The 16143-nt window shown below is 42.7% G+C and carries 12 protein-coding genes and 1 CRISPR repeat array; of the genes, 3 read left to right on the top strand and 9 right to left on the bottom strand.

The genetic code is table 11. From position 1 onward, the window contains the following. Nucleotides 1-187 precede the first annotated feature (187 nt). Nucleotides 188-904, bottom strand: a complete 717-nt coding sequence (gene larD, locus FFM77_RS13600; protein ID WP_137636318.1) for a D/L-lactic acid transporter LarD — start codon at nucleotides 902-904, stop codon at nucleotides 188-190. Between the two features lie 230 nt (nucleotides 905-1134). Between larD and FFM77_RS13595 the strand changes: the two genes are divergently transcribed. Beyond that, entirely contained in the window at nucleotides 1135-1371 is a 237-nt protein-coding gene (locus tag FFM77_RS13595; RefSeq protein ID WP_137636317.1) for a hypothetical protein, read from the top strand. Nucleotides 1372-1417: 46 nt separating this feature from the next. Here the strand turns inward: FFM77_RS13595 and FFM77_RS13590 are convergent, their stop codons facing one another. From FFM77_RS13590 to FFM77_RS13570, 5 genes are all read right to left on the bottom strand, one after another. After that, nucleotides 1418-2335 (bottom strand): YihY/virulence factor BrkB family protein, encoded by a 918-nt coding sequence (locus FFM77_RS13590; protein ID WP_137636316.1) that lies wholly within the window; start codon nucleotides 2333-2335, stop codon nucleotides 1418-1420. Nucleotides 2336-2570: 235 nt separating this feature from the next. After that, nucleotides 2571-3683 carry a non-hydrolyzing UDP-N-acetylglucosamine 2-epimerase gene (wecB, locus tag FFM77_RS13585; protein ID WP_137636315.1) on the bottom strand — a complete coding sequence of 371 codons (1113 nt, stop codon included), beginning with the start codon at nucleotides 3681-3683 and terminating at the stop codon, nucleotides 2571-2573. Nucleotides 3684-3814: 131 nt separating this feature from the next. Next, nucleotides 3815-4459 (bottom strand): sugar transferase, encoded by a 645-nt coding sequence (locus tag FFM77_RS13580; protein ID WP_263390730.1) that lies wholly within the window; start codon nucleotides 4457-4459, stop codon nucleotides 3815-3817. Nucleotides 4460-4739: 280 nt separating this feature from the next. Next, on the bottom strand, nucleotides 4740-6659 hold the full coding sequence (locus FFM77_RS13575) for a serine hydrolase domain-containing protein (RefSeq protein ID WP_137636313.1): 1920 nt from the start codon (nucleotides 6657-6659) through the stop codon (nucleotides 4740-4742). Nucleotides 6660-6832: 173 nt separating this feature from the next. Next, nucleotides 6833-8416 carry a serine hydrolase gene (locus FFM77_RS13570; protein WP_137636312.1) on the bottom strand — a complete coding sequence of 528 codons (1584 nt, stop codon included), beginning with the start codon at nucleotides 8414-8416 and terminating at the stop codon, nucleotides 6833-6835. 319 nt (nucleotides 8417-8735) lie between these two features. Between FFM77_RS13570 and gdhA the strand changes: the two genes are divergently transcribed. Beyond that, nucleotides 8736-10091, top strand: a complete 1356-nt coding sequence (gene gdhA / locus FFM77_RS13565; protein ID WP_171001647.1) for an NADP-specific glutamate dehydrogenase — start codon at nucleotides 8736-8738, stop codon at nucleotides 10089-10091. A 330-nt stretch (nucleotides 10092-10421) separates the two neighbouring features. Continuing rightward, a CRISPR array of direct repeats spans nucleotides 10422-12462; the repeat unit is 28 nt; unit sequence GGATCATCCCTACGTATGTGGGGAATAC. A 289-nt stretch (nucleotides 12463-12751) separates the two neighbouring features. On the opposite strand, the gene FFM77_RS13560 is transcribed toward gdhA, so the two are convergent. The 3 genes from FFM77_RS13560 to FFM77_RS13550 all read right to left on the bottom strand — a co-directional run bounded on the left by FFM77_RS13560 (nucleotide 12752) and on the right by FFM77_RS13550 (nucleotide 15232). After that, on the bottom strand, nucleotides 12752-13315 hold the full coding sequence (locus tag FFM77_RS13560) for a hypothetical protein (protein ID WP_137636310.1): 564 nt from the start codon (nucleotides 13313-13315) through the stop codon (nucleotides 12752-12754). 596 nt (nucleotides 13316-13911) lie between these two features. Next, nucleotides 13912-14601, bottom strand: a complete 690-nt coding sequence (locus tag FFM77_RS13555; RefSeq protein ID WP_137636309.1) for a hypothetical protein — start codon at nucleotides 14599-14601, stop codon at nucleotides 13912-13914. Nucleotides 14602-14776: 175 nt separating this feature from the next. Beyond that, nucleotides 14777-15232, bottom strand: coding sequence for a hypothetical protein (locus FFM77_RS13550; protein WP_137636308.1), 456 nt, complete (start codon nucleotides 15230-15232; stop codon nucleotides 14777-14779). Nucleotides 15233-15430: 198 nt separating this feature from the next. Between FFM77_RS13550 and FFM77_RS13545 the strand changes: the two genes are divergently transcribed. Continuing rightward, a complete protein-coding gene (locus FFM77_RS13545; RefSeq protein WP_137636307.1) occupies nucleotides 15431-16066 on the top strand; it encodes a hypothetical protein in 636 nt (211 codons plus the stop codon). Nucleotides 16067-16143 lie beyond the last annotated feature (77 nt).

The raw sequence follows: 16143 nt of genomic DNA, 5'->3' as shown, positions 1-16143 counted from the left end.
AACTGAAACTGCGCTAAAGCATAACTCCATGGCTGGACTACTTTACTGAGTGTTGCACTTGATTTGACAATTTGGGATCTCGTTAAACATCATAATAATATTTCATTTTATTTACAGTCAAAATTGCTGATTTAAAAAAGCAATCGGTAGATTTCCCCGATTGCTCACTCACAGTACCTATTAATAATTACCCGATACCAAAGAACCCATGCATAAATAACGCCGCACAAGCTGCGCCAACAAATGGCGCAATCCCAGGAACAATAATCCCATACTGCCAATCACTATCTGCTTTATTCTTAATTGGCAAAATAGCATGCGCAATCCGAGGCCCCATGTCTCGTGCAAGGTTCATCGCGAATCCAGTCGGACCGCCAAGACCCATCCCAATTGCCCAAACTAATAAACCGACACCAATCGGCACAATCCCCGGCGTCTTCACTTCCGAAATAGCTAAAATACCTGAAATAAAAATAAACGTATCAAAAAATTCAACGAAGAAGTTCCGTGGTAAGTTTCGAACAGCTGGTGCAGTTGAGAATAAGTTTCGAATCGTAATGGGTGAAATTTCACCTTCTGAAGCCTTAAAATGGTCAGCATACATGATCCAAACAATGACGGCTCCAGCAACCCCACCGAGAACTTCTGCAACTGAATAAGGAACAAACATGCTCCAAGCAATATTACCAAGCAGGCATTGGGCTAAAACCATAGCTGGATTAATAGAAACATTTCCAAAAATAAATAGCGCAATCGTAATCCCAAAACCCCAAGTGGTAATTGCAAAGATATGACCGGAACCGCGATATTTAGTTCCCTTCAAAACTTCACTACAGTGAACCCCAACACCAAAAATAATCATCAAGGCGGTTCCCATGAACTCTGCCAACATCTGATGAATCAAGATAAGTCTCCTCCTGTGACGCTTTTAACGCCGATTTATTTTGAATCAAGTCACGCTAAAACTTTTCTGTAAATAACGATCATTTTTTCACACGAACACCATTATACACAAAATTCTAACGGTTTAATACGAAAACTTGATTAACATTCAATTGCTAACCAGATTAACCGGTTTCATCACAGTGGCGTATACTAGAGTTGTACCGAAAAATGGAATAGGAGGTTATCGCAATGGCAGAAGTCGAAGGCACATCCATTCACCGTGGTTGGAACCGTCGCATTGTCACCGGTAAAACCTTGGCAGACTGTGATGAAAAGCTCACTACGTACTTAAATAAACAAGATTACGGCAATGGTGAGTTCACCGTTCTACATGAAAACGATGGTACTAACCAAAATACCGGCTATTCATTACCCGACGGCGACAACTGTTACATTAGTTTTTTAATCTATAACAGCCGTCTGTAATCAAAAATAGACAACCAGTTTTGATTTTATACTCAAAACCGATTGTCTATTTTTTTGCTCGTAAATTCCAATGTCGTCGAATACGTTTCATCATACGTGGTGACTTTGCTTTTATCTCATGTTCAAACCACTCCTGTACAGTTGCGTTAACAACTCCACCGAACATTAGTAACATCCCAGAGAAATTTAACCAAAACATTAGAACAATCAAACTCCCAATAGTTTGGTACGACGTAACTCGTTTTGCAAAAAGTTCGACATAAAACCGGAAACCTTGCGAAATAATGATCCAGCCGATAGACGTGATTAAAGCCCCTACCCAGATATAGCGTAACTTAACCGCTGCATTCGGCACAAAATAATAAAGCAACATGGCTAACACAAACATCCCGATAAAGGTGATCAAGTTCTTATTAGCTAGCAGGCGTGCCCACCACTTGGGAACAAAATCTTTAGAAGTATTGGTGATCTCTAAAATGGTATCCATTAAAACCTGGCTAAGCGTAAAGAAGAGCGACAATGCGACAATTAAGAGTAATAGTCCCAGCGTCAATACGAATGCCATTAAACGCGTCATAATGGCTCCCTGTGCGTTCTTAACCCCATAAGCTTCATTAAGGCTGCGTCGAATTGCCGCAATAATCTGCGACGCTGACCAAATTGTGATCACAATCCCAATAGATAAACTCCCACTACTACCACTAGATAGGAAAGAAACTAGAATTGGTTTAAACGTTTGATAAATATTACTTGGAATAAATTCTTGTGCATAGGATAGCACCAAACTCGTTTTTAAATTCAGTCGGGCAATGATGTTTCCAATAATTAAGATAATTGGTGCAATCGACATTAACGCATAGTAGGCCAACACAATGGCGTTATTACTGACATTGGCTTGATTATATCGACGAATAGTAATTTCAAGCCATTTAAATATTTTGGGATAGCGCTCCTTTAGCTTCATAATTTAGATCCTCAATTCAACTTAATAACACTAATTATACAATGGATTGAGCTGTGAAACCGTCAATATCGGTATACACCTCAAGTTTTTTACAAAATGTCAAAAATAAAAAATCTCATACAGACTTAGCTAAATAACCAAGTTGCATAAGATTTCTCTTTGCTGTGTGGGCTTTACAGCAAAAAAGTACACATGTCACATGTTTATATTACTATTTTTCACTTTATATAACCAATTAATATTTTTTCTCGATTGCTTTTAAAATATATTCAGCTGCATGCCCGTCACCATACGGATTCTTAGCATTAGCCATTAAATCGTATTCATTTTGATCATCTAATAGAGTTTCCATGGATTTTTGCACCTCGTCACCATCAGTACCAACCAACTTCAAGGTTCCAGCGGTTACCCCTTCTGGTCGTTCAGTCGTATCACGTAGCACTAAGACTGGTTTATTCAGCGATGGGGCTTCTTCTTGGACGCCACCGGAATCTGTCATAATGAAATAACTGCGTGCCGACATATTATGGAAGTCCACCACATCTAATGGATCAATCAAGTGGATGCGTTCAACGTCACCTAAAATGTCATTAGCAATCTTTTGAACCGTGGGACTCAAATGTACCGGGTAGACTACTTCAACATCCTTATGACTTAAAATAACTCTCTTGATTGCTGAAAAGACAGCTACCATTGGCTCGCCTTGATTTTCCCGTCGATGCATCGTCAATAAAACCATTCGATGACCTGGTTTCACTAAATCAAGTGCCGCATGATGATAGTCACTATTAACCGTCTGTTTCAAGGCATCAATTGCGGTGTTCCCCGTTACTGTGATGTTTTCAGCAGCATGATTTTCTTTTAATAAATTATTTTTGCTTAATTCAGTCGGGGCAAAATACATATCAGCTAAAACATCGGTTAACTGACGATTCATCTCTTCCGGGTACGGTGAATACTTATTCCAAGTTCGTAATCCCGCTTCTACATGTCCAACTGGAATTTGATGGTAAAACGCACTAACACTAGCAGCAAACGTCGTTGTCGTATCACCATGAACTAAAATAATGTCCGGTTGAACTTCATCTAAAATAGCATCCAACTTATTTAATACTCGACTTGTAATTCCAGCTAACGTTTGATTGGGTCGCATAATATTCAAATCATAATCTGGTTCAATATGAAAGATATCTAGTACCTGATCCAACATTTCACGATGTTGCGCCGTTACCACCGTAATCGGGATAAACTTATCTGACTGTTTTTGTAATTGCAAGACAATTGGTGCCATTTTAATGGCTTCTGGCCGTGTACCAAAAATTGTCATCACTTTAATCTTTTTTGTCATAGTATTTGAATTCCTTTCACCTATTTCCATGCCTTCAATTATACCAGTCCTAATGCTTGATTAGACTGAATGTAAGACAAAAATGACCAGTCTCCATTTTAAAAGACTGGTCATTTGTTTGACGAACAAATTTATGAAGCTGTATTAGGCACAATCATAATATAGACGGTTCGCACCATAATAGACAAATCTTGTAACACACTGATATGTCGGATATATTTAATATCTAACTGCACCATATCATCAAAGCCAACTGCATTCCGATCACCAACCTGCCACAAACCCGTACAACCAGGTTTGACCAATAGACGTTGCAAATCGTAATCAGAATACTGTTCGACTTCGCGTTCCAAAGGTGGCCGTGGTCCAACCAACGACATATCACCCTTAAAGACATTCCAAAGTTGTGGTAACTCGTCAATGCTATACTTTCGAATAACTCGACCAACCGAGGTGACACGCGGATCATCTTTAATCTTAAACATGGCGCCGTCAACTTCATTGTATTTTAGTAAATCTTTTAGACGTTCATCCGCATCGATATACATAGAACGAAATTTATACATCCGAAACTTCTTTTTATTCTTTCCCAAGCGTACCTGTGAATAAATCACGCCACCTTGGGGATCATTTACCTTGATACAAATTGCAATAATTAATAGTAGCGGGCTCAATATGATCATGCCGCAAAGACTCGCAACGATGTCAAAAAGGCGCTTAATAGCAAAAAAGACTAATTTGCGCTTAAGTTTAATTGGATTTACCATTGGGAGCATTTCGCTCTTTTCTTGATACAACATACGAACCTCCAAAAATAACACACTATGCTCGTTTTTAAAACTAACTTAATTTATACTAGCACATTATGTATGATAACGACATTAAAATCCTGTAACAATCAGTAACCCTAGTTCACTCAACTCAATATCATATACTAAAGACTTCCAAAAATAAAGTACAGTTTAATTTATTGATTATTCACAGCGCTATTGAACAACAAAACAGTTTGGAAATGCTCTGTATAACAAGCATCACCAAACTGCCCTTCATCTATAATTAGAACTTATCAGCGCTCATCAAAATCTGTTGAATCTCTCCAGATACTGTATTAGCACCTTTCCAAGAACTCTGATTGGTGAACAATACCACTGCATTTTTGCCATCATTAGTCCCAAAGTAATAACTGTGGAACCCATTATCAGCACCACCAATCCGCACATTATCATCAGCCTGATAATAAATCCCACCAGAATACTTCAGCTTCAAGCCATCCGACAACTCCGCAAATCCAGCCTTACCATCCAACTTTCCAGTAAATAAACTGTTAATAAAGGTATAGTAATCGCCAACACTGGCATACACATTTCCACAGCCTAATTCACTCGATAACAAGTTCGTCGAAATATTATCTGGCTGTGACTGATTAGCTTTAAATGAATACGATGATGGCGTCACTGAGCTACTTGGAATCTGGTTATATAAGAACGTATGCGTCATCCCCAGCGGCTTCAAAACATCGCTCTGTAAGTTGCTCATAAATGACTTGCCTGTTACTTTGCCAATAATACCGCTCAGTAACGTAAAGTTGGCGTTAGAATAACTCCAAACATGTTGATCAGTTGAATCCAAATGACTAATCGTAAAAGTAACCTGTGCCGCTTCAGTCGTTAACGGCGTGGTTGGTACTGGTTCACCCATCCGAATACCAGACGTATGGTCTAATAGCTCCCGAACAGTAATATCACTCGCATAAGGCACTTGTGGATAATACTTACTTAACGGGGTCGTCATCGACAACTTACCTTGATTGATCAGCTGTTGGACTACCGCACCAGTCAACGCCTTTTCCAAAGATGCTAACGGGTAAGATTCATTGGTAGTATTCGCAATCTTCTTAGCAACATTAGCATAACCATAATTCATCACTTTAACCCCAGCAGGGCCATTGTTCGTTACCAATAACGTTCCCATAATATGGTTTTGCGTAATTAAATTATTGATCTGGGATAACGCCTCAGCTTCAGTTAACTTACCAGTTGCTGGTATCACTGGTGTAACCGGCTTAGTTGGTTGGGTCTTGGGCGTTGTCGTCGTAGTTTTATTCGGCACCGTAGCCGTAGTCGTCCCTGGCTTCTTGACAGGCGCAGTTGGCTTAACTGGAATCACTACTACTGGCTGCTTCGGTGTCGTTGGCGTTGTAGTCTTATGGACAACAGTTGGCTTTTTAACTGGGACGACAACTTTAGCTGGCGTCGGTTGCTTAACGGGTACCTTAACAACTGGTGTCATTACAGCTGCCCCGCCACCGATAAAGCCTTGTGCTGGCATTACTAACACATTAACAGGTTTAGGTATGGTAATGATTGTATCCGCATTTGCAGGTAGTTTTAACTGTAAGTCTACCTTAGTTGCCTTGACCCAGCCGTTAATCCCCTGACCAGTCAGTTGATAGTACTTACCGAAATCAGTCCAAACTGCTTTTGTGACTTTTAATTGTTTAGCTTTAGTAGCACTCACCGTTTGATATTGCATCTTCGGTTGCGTTGCTTGCGGGCCATTCACATCAATCGTTAGCGTTTTGACGCCAGCCTTTGCAACTAAGTTCCCGCTGGCGGCTTTCGTCTTCACAATTGTCAGGGTTCCATTGGCACGCACATGACTGAGCTTAGTCGTCGCCGATTGCTTCACCCAACCAAGCGTATGCGACCCACGTAATTGTAAGTACGTCCCACCATGACCGGTGCGCCGTTTCTCAACTTTTAAGACTTGATTAGCTGACACTGACTTGTGCGTTGCTTTTTTGACTTGCTTGGTCGTCTTCGGCACTTGATGATACACGGCCAATTTGCCACTCGCCGGCTTAATCCGCACATAACTCGTAGTTGTCTTAGCCTGTGCCCCCACGGACAGACTTCCCAGTACACCGACGCTTAACACGCCAACTAAAAGGTGCATCGTTACTGATCTAACTCGCATAACCAATCTCCCCCTTTTGGTAATGCCGATATCATACGACCATTCTGCGTAAAATGCACTAAATATTAATATATTGTTAACCAACCAAACACGGACTAATATTAAGATAATTTTAGCCGATTGTGCTCATAAAAAAAGCATCGCTCACCTAAACTAGGGAACGATGCCAATCTTTACTTCTTTAAAATCGTTTCAATCTGCTTCATCACCGGCTTGGCCGCCACGTGATCCGCTTGATTCCAGAACCCAATCACGGTCACTTGGCCGTTTTTCGTCCGGGTGTAAAAATTACTAATATGATTATCGTAGCCCGTTGCATGCTGCGTTCCAGCCACACTGTAATAGAAGCCCCCGGCATACGTCTTCACCGGTTGACTAGTCAAATTCTGATGGCCTGCAGTAGTTAATAACTTACCACTATTGAATGCCGTGACAAACTTGGCATAATCACCCACCGTCATCGCGATATTCCCTGCACCCAGCTCACTGGACAACAATGGCTTCGAAATTCGATACGCCTTCCCGTAATCGACCGTGGTATAGGTATAAGGCGTCGCCGTTGTCTTTGGGAGTTTATCCCAATTAAATGTTTGCGTCAATTTGGCTGGTGTTAAGATCCGTTGCTGCAAGTTTTTCGCATAGGATTGCCCTGTCACTTGCCGAATAATTCCCGCCAGCAGCGTATAGTTAGCGCTCGTATAATGCCAGGTGTGTTGCTGCGTCGAGTCTAAGTGACTCAACGTCCAGGTAACCGCCGCCGCTTCGCCCAACGTCTTTTTCGGATGCGTCTCCGCCATCGTAATCCCCGACGTATGCGTCAATAATTGCTGAATCGTAATCGTCTTAGCGCCCTTTAACTTCGGATAATACCGACTGATTGGTGTCTGCAGACTCAAATCACCCGCCTGAATTAACTGTTCGATCATCGTCCCCGTCATGGCCTTTTGTAACGACGCAATCGGGTAAACGGTGTTCGCACTATTCTTCATCTGAGTGGCTGTATTCGCGTCGCCATATGCTTTAATCGTTGGCTTGGTACTCTGCTTCGTTGCTAAAAGTAACGTCCCCTGCAAATGGTTAGCCGCGACCAGCGCATCGATTTGTTTGAGTGCCTTCTTCGAGATCGCCGCAGGTTTCGTTGCAGTCGGCTTAGCAGCGGTCACTTTAAACCCGGTCGAGCGCACCCAGCCATAATTTTTATGATTTTTTTGAACTTGATAATAACGGCCAAAGTCGGTGTTACTCTGCTTCACGACCTGATAAGCCTTGCCCGTTAACGTTTTAGCCGTCACTTTTTTAGTGGTTAGCTTAGCCGCCGTTGCTGTGGGGCCTTGAACTGTGACTGTTACTTTCTTAGCACTAGTAGTCGTTAATTGACCGGTTAATTTTTTAACTTTAAATTGGGTTAATAACCCAGCTTTAGTGACATGTGTCAGTGTCTTCATATCTTGCCGATTAACCCAGCCAAGCGACTGGCCAGCCAGTGTCTGTACGCGTAAATAGTTAAACGTTAAGTATTTACCAGTCGTGGTGCCGCGATAGACCTGCTGGTTAGAGGCTGGTACATCAGTTCCATTTTGTAGTGAGCTGGTCGACGTCGGTAATTGCTTATAAACGGCCAACCGACCTTGATAGGGCTGTAACTGGACATAAACCGGCCGCGTCGTTGCTGAGCTCGTTGGCATCCCCAACAATAATGCCCCGCCGAAACTCGCTAAACCGAGCAAACTAATTAATCCTACTTTTTTAATGGTCATGCTTCATCCCCCCGTATTTAATAACGCGTTTAACTATACGGCTTTGCCCGGTCGAACGCAAGATTTTGTGTTACCTATATTGTAGAGTTGTTACATTGATAATACAGTTTATGGGGTTCTTTTGGGTGGTTTGCTAACAAAAACCTACATTAAAGTCGTCACTCTAAATTTATCGTAAGCATGACAGCTGATTGGCAACCTGCCTAATTAACACCAACACTATCCACAAAATTTCACGCAAATTTAGTCACTTTATCTAGTGAAATCTACGAACAAAACCAGTAAAATAACAGCTATAGTTAACTTACAACATGGAAGGATGATTAATTTGAGTAAAGCAACCGACTATCTCCAACACGTATACACGGTGATTGAACAACGCGATCCGCATCAGGCAGAGTTTCTTGAAGCCGTTCATGACTTCTTCCAAACAATGACGCCCGTTTTCGAACAACATCCGGAATACATTGACGCGAACATTCTGGAACGCTTAACCGAACCAGAACGGGTCATTCAATTCCGGGTCCCTTGGTTAGATGACGCTGGGCATGCCCGCGTGAACCGTGGCTTCCGGGTTCAATTCAACTCAGCGATTGGCCCATATAAAGGCGGGTTACGCCTGCACCCTTCCGTGAACTTAAGTATCGTTAAATTCTTAGGCTTCGAACAGATTTTTAAAAATGCTTTAACTGGCCTCCCAATCGGCGGGGGTAAAGGTGGATCAGACTTCGATCCTAAAGGCAAGTCCGATAATGAAATCATGCGGTTCTGCCAAAGTTTCATGACTGAACTTAGCAAGTACATCGGCTTAGATACCGACGTACCAGCCGGTGACATCGGTGTTGGTGGTCGCGAAATCGGCTACCTCTACGGCCAATACAAACGACTACGTGGCGCTGACCGTGGCGTCTTAACGGGTAAAGGCTTATCTTATGGTGGCTCGCTGGCACGTCCAGAAGCAACCGGCTATGGCTTGGCTTACTACACCGATGAAATGCTCAAAGCCAACGACCTTAGCTTTAAAGGCCAACGCGTTGCCATTTCTGGTGCCGGTAACGTGGCCATCTACGCGATTCAAAAAGTCACTGAACTTGGCGGCAAAGTCATCACTTGTTCTGATTCTAATGGTTATGTCATTGATGAAAACGGGATCGACTTTGAGACTGTTAAACAAATCAAAGAAGTTGAACGTGGTCGCATTAAAGATTACGCGGACCGCGTGGCAAGTGCCACCTATCATGAAGGCTCCGTTTGGACCGCGCAATTAGCTTATGACATTGCCCTACCATGTGCGACGCAAAACGAAATTGACGGTGCCAAGGCCAAGACTTTAATTGCCAACGGTACCAAAGCTGTGGCAGAAGGCGCCAACATGCCAAGCAATCCAGAAGCCATTGCCGCTTACCAAGCTGCAGGCGTTTTATACGGTCCTGCCAAAGCCGCTAATGCTGGTGGCGTTGCGGTTTCTGCTTTGGAAATGAGTCAAAATAGTATGCGTCTAAGCTGGTCATTTGAAGAAGTCGACAACCATTTGAAGACGATTATGCAAACTATTTTCGCTCAGTCGGTTGCGGCTGCTGATGAATACCAGGTTAGCGGTGATTATCTGAGTGGCGCTAATATTGCTGGCTTTACTAAAGTCGCTGATGCAATGATGGCACAAGGGTTAGTTTAATATCATTTAAATTTGGAATGGCTATTGAGTGAAAACTTGATGGCCATTTTTTAGTTTGGTCAGCTTAACCGGTATTTTACTGAATGACCTACGACTATTAATCAATGATAAAAATCATGGACAGTCTAGATTAAGTCGCGATTAGAAATTTAACACAAAAAGCTCATCCATAGTGACCATAGATGAGCAGACGAATTCTAAGATAAGACTTGCCCCTTACGTACAGATTAACTGTGGGTAACCCTACGTGTGGAGAATGCTTGATTTAATGATTTCTCCTACACACGTGGGAAATACTTGACTGTATCACTTGCGCCATATCGCGCTGAGGGATCATCCTTACGTATGTGGGGAATACAAACAAGCGCTGAAAGCCGATGACGGCGTGATGGGATCATCCCTACGTATGTGGGGAATACCACAGGACAAAAGCTAAGGGGTGGCGGCTTTGAGGATCATCCCTACGTATGTGGGGAATACGGCCTGTTATGACTATAACCGGAAGCCCGCCAAGGATCATCCCTACGTATGTGGGGAATACCATCATCTATAGTTCCTTGAATGGCAACGTACAGGATCATCCCTACGTATGTGGGGAATACTATGGGAAGAGCTGCTCAACATACCAATACTTGGGATCATCCCTACGTATGTGGGGAATACTTGACGACTAAGTTACGAACCGTTGTGAATTGGGGATCATCCCTACGTATGTGGGGAATACTCTTTCTTCAAGTAGATTCCACCAGTCTTTTTAGGATCATCCCTACGTATGTGGGGAATACTTCAAGTAATTCCTTACGGTTCCGGCCAAGTCGGGATCATCCCTACGTATGTGGGGAATACGGATTTGTTTGTGTATTAGATCATCTTTTGCAAGGATCATCCCTACGTATGTGGGGAATACTTAATCATCGCTTTTTTCGTACGATTCTTCATAGGATCATCCCTACGTATGTGGGGAATACGAATTGAAGGCATCGAACCAATAACTTGGTTAGGGATCATCCCTACGTATGTGGGGAATACGATGGAACTATTTACCGTGCTTCAAATTTTGTGGGATCATCCCTACGTATGTGGGGAATACAAAAGCAAGCTATTGGGAACGTATTTGCGACTAGGATCATCCCTACGTATGTGGGGAATACACACGAAAGGCTTAGATGATACCTATCAGGCTGGGATCATCCCTACGTATGTGGGGAATACAACTTAAAATCTGCGCCTAAAGCAATGGATGGAGGATCATCCCTACGTATGTGGGGAATACCATCGAGCTTCGGTTGAATGTTCTCGGTATTCAGGATCATCCCTACGTATGTGGGGAATACGGTAAGAACGCCAAAGCTACCGAGATTTTGGCGGGATCATCCCTACGTATGTGGGGAATACCAATATTTTATGTGCATTTTGTGTATGTTTATAGGATCATCCCTACGTATGTGGGGAATACTGAGGGCAGTATTCTTGAAATTAAACTAATTGGGGATCATCCCTACGTATGTGGGGAATACGGCACCTTCCCATCGGCAAACACCGGGACTTGGGGATCATCCCTACGTATGTGGGGAATACGTGAAAGGCCGCTATGGTAAAACGTTCGAGACAGGATCATCCCTACGTATGTGGGGAATACTGGATCGAATTATCTGTATTCCATGTTTGACCAGGATCATCCCTACGTATGTGGGGAATACAAAAAGCAAACCAAAAGCAGTTTGAAGACTGTAGGATCATCCCTACGTATGTGGGGAATACGTTTTTCCATCTTTCAACGGGTACTTAGCCCCGGGATCATCCCTACGTATGTGGGGAATACTTTACCAGTGTGACTGGTGATGAGGTTGTTAAAGGATCATCCCTACGTATGTGGGGAATACCCGTCTGACTAGATGCCGACAAGTTCCGCCAACGGATCATCCCTACGTATGTGGGGAATACGTTCAGATGTATTTCAGTTGTGGTATCGGCAAAGGATCATCCCTACGTATGTGGGGAATACCGCATGTCGGCGTCGTCTACGGTGCCTGGAATAGGATCATCCCTACGTATGTGGGGAATACTGCGAGGTATGTGGAACGGCATGATCGGTGGCAGGATCATCCCTACGTATGTGGGGAATACCTTATGTAGTGTATATGCGCGGGCTAGTCATAAGGATCATCCCTACGTATGTGGGGAATACTCATTTGCTACCGTATCGTTACTTTCCTTGTAAGGATCATCCCTACGTATGTGGGGAATACTTGTGGAGTGAAAAAAACGAAGAGGAAAAGTTAGGATCATCCCTACGTATGTGGGGAATACCCCAGTCTACCTTTGGTCTCTGAATACTTGTAAGGATCATCCCTACGTATGTGGGGAATACACTAAAGAATCGTTGATATATCAGCATTCTAAAATAACAGAGTCATCAATTTCAATTAGTTTCAACTTCTAAATTATACAGCATCAATCATCTCTCAGCAAAAATGAAGGCTTCTTCAAACAAGCCCTACCAGCTTAAAAAGCTTTCAATTTCATCATATTTTTTATAAACTTCATAAACACCCATCAACCTGCCAACCACACATCCTAATCAAATAAATCCAAGACTTAAATTAAAACAAGCCAGACCCTTCAAAAAAGTCTAGCTTGTTTTAAATCACCTATTCAATTTAAACTTTCGAATCCGGATAACCAGTATGTTCGCATAATTGCGCATAAGTTTCATGTAAGGTCTTAGCAGCCGCATGCCAGCCCACTTTTAATAGTGGCATCAGCCGTAATGGATCTTCAACTGGAATATCATGACGATGAGCAAATTTAAAGATTGCTGGCAACACGTCCATGTCGGAGTTAGCAAAATAATAATTACCCGCATCAGTCACGACAAAGATCGTTGCCCGAAATGCGTGGCGTGGATCTAATCCGGCAGTTGCATGCCAACGAATCGCACCAATTTGAATTAATTTAATATCAGATAATTGCATTTCTCCAAGATTACGCTGTTCTGGCGACCAGAGAATCACTTTTGTTGGTGTTAATTCGACCATGGCGTATTTCTCACTCCGTGTCCCCGATATCCGCCGTAGCCAATTCGTTTCTTTGGCCGGAGTCGGATATTCCTGACCTTGAATTTCAAAATGAAACGGCACAATGCAGGTTTTAGCCCGCTCAATTGCCCGGAAATGTCCGGCAATTTGATGGTTTGTAAAGACTGAAGCCATTGGTTTGAACATGTCGGTCACACCCCTTTCATGGATAAGTATACGCTTTCATAATGAACTTTACAGGGTTTACGTTTGTTGTTTTTTAGATCTTAGGCTTTGCTATGTTGAGGGCCGAAACGTGTTCGGTAAAGCTGGGGACTCCGCTTGCTACGCCAGCCAACCATACCGGAAAATCACCGGTATAATTGGCTAGCTAGGCAATGCTCGACCCCAACCCGCTTTACCTCTCACTCTATACAAAAAGTGACCACCGAATTAATGCTAACTCAGTCGCCACTATTAACTGATCGTCATCTTAGTCCTCAATTCTATGTGCGCATAATTGCAATTTCAAGTATGTGTGCTGGCAGATTATTGGTTTAAACCGCCACCCCCAACTTTGACAACTAAGCTTACCATCAATCTGCCTGTAAATTGGTTACAGTGCCTCCAAGTGATGCCTTTTGACCTTACCTGCAAATCTTTAACTGGCGCAACTATCTCGACCAAAGTTATTGTAGCACGATTGTTAACGCTTACACAAGCTTAAATTAATATTTTTATATTCACTTAATTAACTGCTTTTAAATTAAAAGACTACCCATTTCTGGATAGTCTCACTTAATCTAAAGTTGAATTGGTTGTGGCATCGCTTGCCCTAAATAAGGCTTAGCCACTAAGCTAACATCATGCGCAATCGCTTGCTGAATAAATAACTGTAATTTAGCAGCTGAAACAGCTGGTTGCGGTGCTGCAAACCCCAGTGCGGCTTGTGAATCAGCGTACGCTTTTAACGCGTTATTTTGATCAGTCAAACGCTTAGTTTCAAACGCTGTGACCCATGATGCCACGGGATTAGTCGTCTGTGACTTAAACGTATAGGTTGTCCCCGGCTTTGCCGTATTTGGCTGTAACCCTCGGACCCGTTTATTCGTACTTAGCCGGACTTTTAACTGTGACCCGTTAAGTGTTAATTGGCTCGTCCGCACCTTTTTACCTAAATAATGGTGACTAACGGCGGCCTCTTGGAAGTTATGCGCATAGTGCCAACGCATCGTCCGATACTTTAACGTGACGTTGGACCCCTTTTGCGTTTCACTGACAATCTTGTAGGTCTTCACCCGACCATTCGGTACTTGCTGATAATCCCCAACTAACAAATACTTACCACTACGATGCAACACTAACTTCTGTGATTGATTCACGTAGTAACCGGACATGCTTGAACTTTTAGCCTTAGCCGTGACACCTGGTAACGTGGCTGCTAAAGCCATTCCCGCCACACCGGTAACAACGATTGCGAGCATCTTTTTCATGGTCAATCCCCCCTATTTTTTATAACTAACCCAACTTAAATATACGGCATTTACCCCACGTTTTCCAGTCCAAACTGTGTTTATATTGAAAATTTAATTTTATCATCCTGACGCTCCTCATAACCAAAAAACAGGCCCTGCCACTAAATGGCAAAGCCTGTTCATAAACAACGACTTAAGCTTCTTCGTTGTTGTTTTCTTTACTAGTTTGACCACCGTCAAAGTCAGCTGGCATAATGGCAAAATTGCTAGCTTCAGTTGATAACAGCGCAGCGTATGCGCGCGCTTTTGATGATAATGCTGGGATAACGGCGTTGTTCAAGTCATTTAACATGCCTTGTTCGTCGTCTTCTAAGTCTTTATCACTAGATTGACGTTCGATAATCCCGACCATTTCGCCACTCAACCGAATGATAGCGAAGACCGTTGCGGACATATCGTACATTTCTTCCTTGTAAGTCACGTCTAATTGGGCTTGAACCACATCATCGCCAAAAGTCTTTTTAACATCGTCGTTAGCGGGCGTATAGCTGAATTGGCCTTGGCCAGGTTCTTCTTTAGATTCGTCACGGTCGTAAACAATCTGAAAATGTAAGTCTTGAATTGCTGAGTTTAAAATTTCAATATTCATGAGGTAAACTCCTTTTTTGTAGTACCTTTACCTTAACGAAAAATCTGGGAGAATACAATCAAATTTGCCCAGTTTTGGTTAAATCTTTACGTGTTTTAGGTAAAAGTTGTGTAAAGATTAAGTTTCAATGGCGTTCTATTGACGTGTTGGCCCCCAACCCTTAAGCTTAAAGTGTTAATAAATTGGGGGGAACAACAAATGAAACAGTCACGCATCTTACTCGGCGCGCTCGTGTTAAGCCTCGGCAGCAGTCTTGCCATGGGACCAATTACCGCTAACGCCGCCAGCACAACGCCATATCAAGCCCACCTACGCTTACGTTTGAAGGCCAAGAAGCCCAAAAGTCGGCTCAAGGCACACGCACAAACAAAGAAGACGACGACCAAGAAAGCTACGGTCACGACTTACGGTAAGCTCAGCCAGGCCAACAAAAAGAAGTTCAAGATTGCACTAAGTGATCAAAAGAAACCTTTGACCGCGACTAGTAAGTTCGACAAAAAGACAAAAAAGATTGTCACTAACTACACTTACAGTTTGAAACTCACTAATAAAACCAAAAAGACCGTTAAATTTTATTTTAGCAACTTACGCTATAACGTTTACGATCTAACTAGCAAGACTGTTCCAGCCAAAAATGTGAAGCCAGTGGCAACTGCCGCGCACGTCACGTTAAAAGCTGGAGCTAGCAAGACCGTTAAGCAAGCCGTCAGCATGAATCCAATGGCCTTTAACAACAAGACTGATCACGAACGTATCGCCTTTTTCACTTATGGCAACTTAGCCAATAATAAAGCGATGATGGCCACTGTCACCTTAGCTAAAAATTCCAAATAATGGCTCTTTGTCAACGGCTGTTGATGAATGATCCTATGAGAAACCAATTCATTTTCGAATTGGTTTCTTTTTTGTAA

This window comes from Lactiplantibacillus songbeiensis, assembly GCF_005405125.1.
In the GTDB taxonomy this organism is placed as follows: Bacteria; Bacillota; Bacilli; order Lactobacillales; family Lactobacillaceae; genus Lactiplantibacillus; species Lactiplantibacillus songbeiensis.
Note: the sequence above shows the minus strand (reverse complement) of the source record. Positions and strands in the feature narration are given on the sequence as shown.

Bases quoted from the DNA above. Each gene is read 5' to 3' on its own strand.
- FFM77_RS13555 (WP_137636309.1), bottom strand. From the start codon at position 14,601: ATGAAAAAGATGCTCGCAATCGTTGTTACCGGTGTGGCGGGAATGGCT.
- FFM77_RS13580 (WP_263390730.1), bottom strand. From the start codon at position 4,459: ATGCTCCCAATGGTAAATCCAATTAAACTTAAGCGCAAATTAGTCTTT.
- FFM77_RS13590 (WP_137636316.1), bottom strand. From the start codon at position 2,335: ATGAAGCTAAAGGAGCGCTATCCCAAAATATTTAAATGGCTTGAAATT.
- FFM77_RS13560 (WP_137636310.1), bottom strand. From the start codon at position 13,315: ATGTTCAAACCAATGGCTTCAGTCTTTACAAACCATCAAATTGCCGGA.
- gdhA (WP_171001647.1), top strand. From the start codon at position 8,736: ATGATTAATTTGAGTAAAGCAACCGACTATCTCCAACACGTATACACG.
- FFM77_RS13575 (WP_137636313.1), bottom strand. From the start codon at position 6,659: ATGCGAGTTAGATCAGTAACGATGCACCTTTTAGTTGGCGTGTTAAGC.
- FFM77_RS13545 (WP_137636307.1), top strand. From the start codon at position 15,431: ATGAAACAGTCACGCATCTTACTCGGCGCGCTCGTGTTAAGCCTCGGC.
- FFM77_RS13595 (WP_137636317.1), top strand. From the start codon at position 1,135: ATGGCAGAAGTCGAAGGCACATCCATTCACCGTGGTTGGAACCGTCGC.
- FFM77_RS13570 (WP_137636312.1), bottom strand. From the start codon at position 8,416: ATGACCATTAAAAAAGTAGGATTAATTAGTTTGCTCGGTTTAGCGAGT.
- FFM77_RS13550 (WP_137636308.1), bottom strand. From the start codon at position 15,232: ATGAATATTGAAATTTTAAACTCAGCAATTCAAGACTTACATTTTCAG.
- wecB (WP_137636315.1), bottom strand. From the start codon at position 3,683: ATGACAAAAAAGATTAAAGTGATGACAATTTTTGGTACACGGCCAGAA.